The following is a 3,691-nucleotide window of genomic DNA, read 5'->3' on the forward strand; positions in this document are numbered from 1 at the left end:
TTGGTTTAGTAGAAACCATAAGTCGCGCCGCCGGGGCACTGCAAAAAGACCAGAACGGCGCGGATGTGCCACAACCGGATTGGTTTGTACGTAATATCGGAGCTGCGAGGGCTTTCAGCGGAACTGTAAGCATCGGCGGGGGTGGGAACTGGACAACAGCAGAGTTTATCGTCTGGCTTGAAAATCAGGGGGCATTTAATCATCCGTACTGGATGTGCAAGGGGTCATGGTCTTACGGCGAGAACCGAAGCATCACTGATACAGGGTGCGGAATTATTCAGTTAGCCGGTGCGGTCGTTGAGGTTTTGGGCGTTCGTGGTGCGATGACCATTCGTGTTACGACAGCAACAGCCTCAACGGGTGGAGTTACCAGCGCTCAGTTTACCTACACTAATCATGGTGATGACTATTGGCCAGGCTGGCGGCGTGATTTTAATACAGCAAACAAGCCAACATCTGAAGATGTTGGAGCGCTGCCAATAACAGGAGGTTATTTACGGGGCGAACTTTGTTTTTTATTTCAAGGCGAAAGAAATCAAGTTGGCTGCTTAATAAAACATGTTGATGTAAACAAGGTTCTGGCTTGCGCATATGGTTATTATCAGGACAGGTTTGATATTCATTTTTATGACGAAAAAGGGGCGTGGGTATCAAATCCATTTACTGTTAGCAGGAATGGTAATGCAATTGTTTCAGGTGATTTAAGTGCCGGTGCGGTTTTTGATGCAGGACGGCGGGTTTATTCACCCAACAATCCACAACCTATTAGCTTTGAAGGTTACGCAACACAGGCATGGGTATTGCAAAATTTTGTCCAGAATATCCGACAATCAGGCGTGACTTATATTGGCGCAGAGGAAAACTCAGGTCAGCGCCTGGTGCCAGCCGGAGGTGTGTTAATTGGCTCTCAGGTCAATGGGAAATGGGACAATAACGAGGGGTTTTATTACACCTGGATTCAGCAGAATATCAACGGTAACTGGCTCACAATTGGACGGGTATAAATAATGCAGTTTTTTAAAAAATTTACTCGCTATCATCCTGTGGAAGGTGAACAGGCTGAATTAGCAGAAAAGCACAACGTAATGTTTTTGCAGTCAGAAGATGGAACGGACTGGTATGAAGCACAGAAGAAATTTGCCACAGATACAATGAAACTTGTCATTGATGACGAGGGAATTATACGCTCTTTTTCCCGTGACATAACGACGCTCTGGCCTGTAGAAAAAAGTGTTGCAGAGGTGGCGTACACCACGTTATTCGATGACGTTTGGATCGATGGCGGCTGGCAGTATCGGGACGGGAAAGTATCTCCTCGTGTTTATACGCTGGCTGAGTTAGTTGAGCAGGCCGAAAGAAAAAAAACCAGCCTGCTGGCAGAGGCTATGACGGCAATAGCTCCGCTTGAACGGGCGGTAAAACTGGGTATTGCTACCAGTGAAGAAACTGGCTTGCTTGAAACCTGGGAACGCTACAGCGTCATGGTGAATCGGGTAGATACCTCAAAACCCGAATGGCCTACGCCTCCTGGGAGCTAAAACGTTGGCTTAGTAGAAACCATAAATCGCGCCGCCGGGGCACTGCAAAAATCAGGCGATCACATGACTGGTGGTATGACATTTGATAATGACTCTATCCTTGCCTGGGTTAGAAACACTGATTTTGCGAAGATCGGGTTCAAAAATGAATCGGATTCAGACGCTGATTCTTATATGTGGTTTGAAACAGGTGATAATGGGGACGAGTATTTCAAATGGCGTACTGTTGCAGGTAATACAACCAAAGACCTTATGACGCTTAAATTTGGTCTTTTGAATGTTCTCGTTGGCGCTGTTATTAATGGGAGCCTGGGAATTGGAACAACGAACGCCCTCGGCGGTAACTCAATTGCTTTGGGCGACAACGACACCGGTTTTAAACAGAATGGTGACGGCGTTCTTGATGTTTATTCCAATAAACGCGACCGCCGCATGGCAGAAGCTACAGCGCGTATTGACTGGCTGGACGCAGCACAAAAAGACGGAGATATCACAGGTGAGGAAGAAGCCGAACTGGCGGCGCTACGGGCTTATCGTACCGCGCTACGCCGCCTTGACTTAACTACAGCACCAGATGTTAAGTGGCCTGAATATTCGGTGGCGTAGGCCATTCAGGTTTTGACGTGTCTACTCGATTAAGCAAAACACGGTATTTCTTCCACGCCAGCAGAAGAACGGTTTCATTTTCCGTAGCCATATCTAAGTCCACGGCATCTTGTAAGGGGGCTATAGCGGATGTTGCATGTGACAAACGCGACAACTTTTCGCCTTCAGCCTTAGCTGTTTGCTCTTCCTGAGAGTACAGGCGAGGAATGATTTCACCATCAATAAATTGCCACGTATTGTCATCAGTAAGTGTTTCGGGAATCATGCTGAGACTCATCTCAACAACCGAACAACCGTAAGGTACTAATGTTGAGACATCGGTTGAATAACCAACAATAACATTGCTGTTGTCATAAACAATTTTCATTGTACCTGGCTCGAACCGTGTCTGTGCGTCGTACCAATCTACTCCGTCCTGAGAACGCAGAAATAAAGCTGAGAACTCAGTATTCAACTCTGCGTTTTCTTTCGACACAGGTGTATATTCAGTAAAATTCTTTAAATGAATCATTTTCCCACTCCTTACATGCGCCCAATGGTCACCCACGACCCGCGGACTTTCTTCTGTAACCATGTGTATTTCAGTATTTCGTTGTTATCCCAGTTCCCGTTAACGATAGCACCAACCACCACACCACCTGCGGGGGCCTGGGTGTTGGCATCAGACCCTACACTCAGATTCATAATCCCTGACTGACGGATATCCTCGACAAAGTTTTGTAATACCCATTGTTGCGTGGCGTAAGCCGACAAATCTGTGGCTGGCGGTGGGTTTGCCGTGTTGTAGTCGATAACCCACGGCGTACGTTCGGACATGTCTCCATTCCACGTCTGGCGGCTGGCACTCACCCCATGATGAGAGAAATATTGCTGTAGCCAGACGTCACCTGAACGCGCAACGAACATAAAACCATAGCTATACAACCTGTTACCATTTGGGTATTTGGGGAAATCAGCTACCGTGTCAGGGTTTGCAACGTCTACCATCCACCATCCCGGCGTGTTGGCAGAAGCCATAGAGCCGTTATTTACAATTCTTCCAATGGGGTCTCGCGGAATTGCACCAATATCGGTTGCAGTTGCAGGTATTTTTAACACCTGCCATGCTCTTGATGTACCCGCCTGCATTCTCCACACCAGATAACTTACATTTGTGTCGTATTTGGAGAGCAAAAGAGCACAGTCATTTTTTGTGTCACGAATACCAACAACATTCACATAAACATACGTATTTGCAAACTCAGGCATTCCCGGCGGGAAATTAATCGCTGAATTGGTTTCAATAAACAGAGTTTCACCGGCAGCAAAGCCATACTGATAAAAATCGAATCCGCGAAGTACGGGAATTATCCCTTTACCCAGCCCTCGATCTCCTACTTTAAGAACGCGTCCGGCAGTATCGTCAGTTATTGACGTTGTTAGAGTCGCTGTTGCTGCGGTGCTGAGTTGAAGGGCGTTACGAGCCTGTGCCTTATCCGGAATGTCATTCAGGTTCTGGCCTTTTTGCAGTGAGCCAGCAGCGCGGTTTATGGTTTCTACTAAACCAA

Annotated in this window: 4 protein-coding genes and 2 pseudogenes; 4 read left to right on the forward strand and 2 right to left on the reverse strand. The window is 47.1% G+C overall.

Annotated elements, in window-relative coordinates:
- The 4 genes and pseudogenes from OGY09_RS03120 to OGY09_RS25245 all read left to right on the forward strand — a co-directional run.
- Positions 1-1,004, forward strand: a 1,004-nt coding sequence (locus tag OGY09_RS03120) for a hypothetical protein (RefSeq protein WP_275399253.1), incomplete at its 5' end; no start/stop codon positions are given.
- Positions 1,005-1,007: 3 nt separating this feature from the next.
- Positions 1,008-1,538, forward strand: a complete 531-nt coding sequence (locus OGY09_RS03125; protein ID WP_151237227.1) for a tail fiber assembly protein — start codon at positions 1,008-1,010, stop codon at positions 1,536-1,538.
- Between the two features lie 3 nt (positions 1,539-1,541).
- Positions 1,542-1,961 (forward strand): annotated as a pseudogene (locus OGY09_RS25240) (phage tail fiber protein); the annotation flags it as partial.
- Positions 1,962-1,970: 9 nt separating this feature from the next.
- Positions 1,971-2,144, forward strand: coding sequence for a tail fiber assembly protein (locus tag OGY09_RS25245; RefSeq protein WP_172725526.1), 174 nt, complete (start codon positions 1,971-1,973; stop codon positions 2,142-2,144).
- On the opposite strand, the gene OGY09_RS03135 is transcribed toward OGY09_RS25245, so the two are convergent.
- Positions 2,116-2,655, reverse strand: coding sequence for a tail fiber assembly protein (locus tag OGY09_RS03135; protein WP_057068793.1), 540 nt, complete (start codon positions 2,653-2,655; stop codon positions 2,116-2,118). The two genes, OGY09_RS25245 and OGY09_RS03135, sit on opposite strands and share 29 nt — an antisense overlap.
- 11 nt (positions 2,656-2,666) lie before the next feature.
- Positions 2,667-3,691 (reverse strand): annotated as a pseudogene (locus tag OGY09_RS03140) (hypothetical protein); the annotation flags it as partial.

Origin of the sequence: Citrobacter sp. Cpo071 (genome assembly GCF_030332765.1) — a bacterium.
In the GTDB taxonomy this organism is placed as follows: Bacteria; Pseudomonadota; Gammaproteobacteria; order Enterobacterales; family Enterobacteriaceae; genus Citrobacter; species Citrobacter portucalensis.

What these genes read in the sequence shown, in the direction of transcription:
- OGY09_RS03125 (WP_151237227.1), top strand. Translation starts at nt 1,008, where the DNA reads ATGCAGTTTTTTAAAAAATTTACTCGCTATCATCCTGTGGAAGGTGAA.
- OGY09_RS25245 (WP_172725526.1), top strand. Translation starts at nt 1,971, where the DNA reads ATGGCAGAAGCTACAGCGCGTATTGACTGGCTGGACGCAGCACAAAAA.
- OGY09_RS03135 (WP_057068793.1), bottom strand. Translation starts at nt 2,655, where the DNA reads ATGATTCATTTAAAGAATTTTACTGAATATACACCTGTGTCGAAAGAA.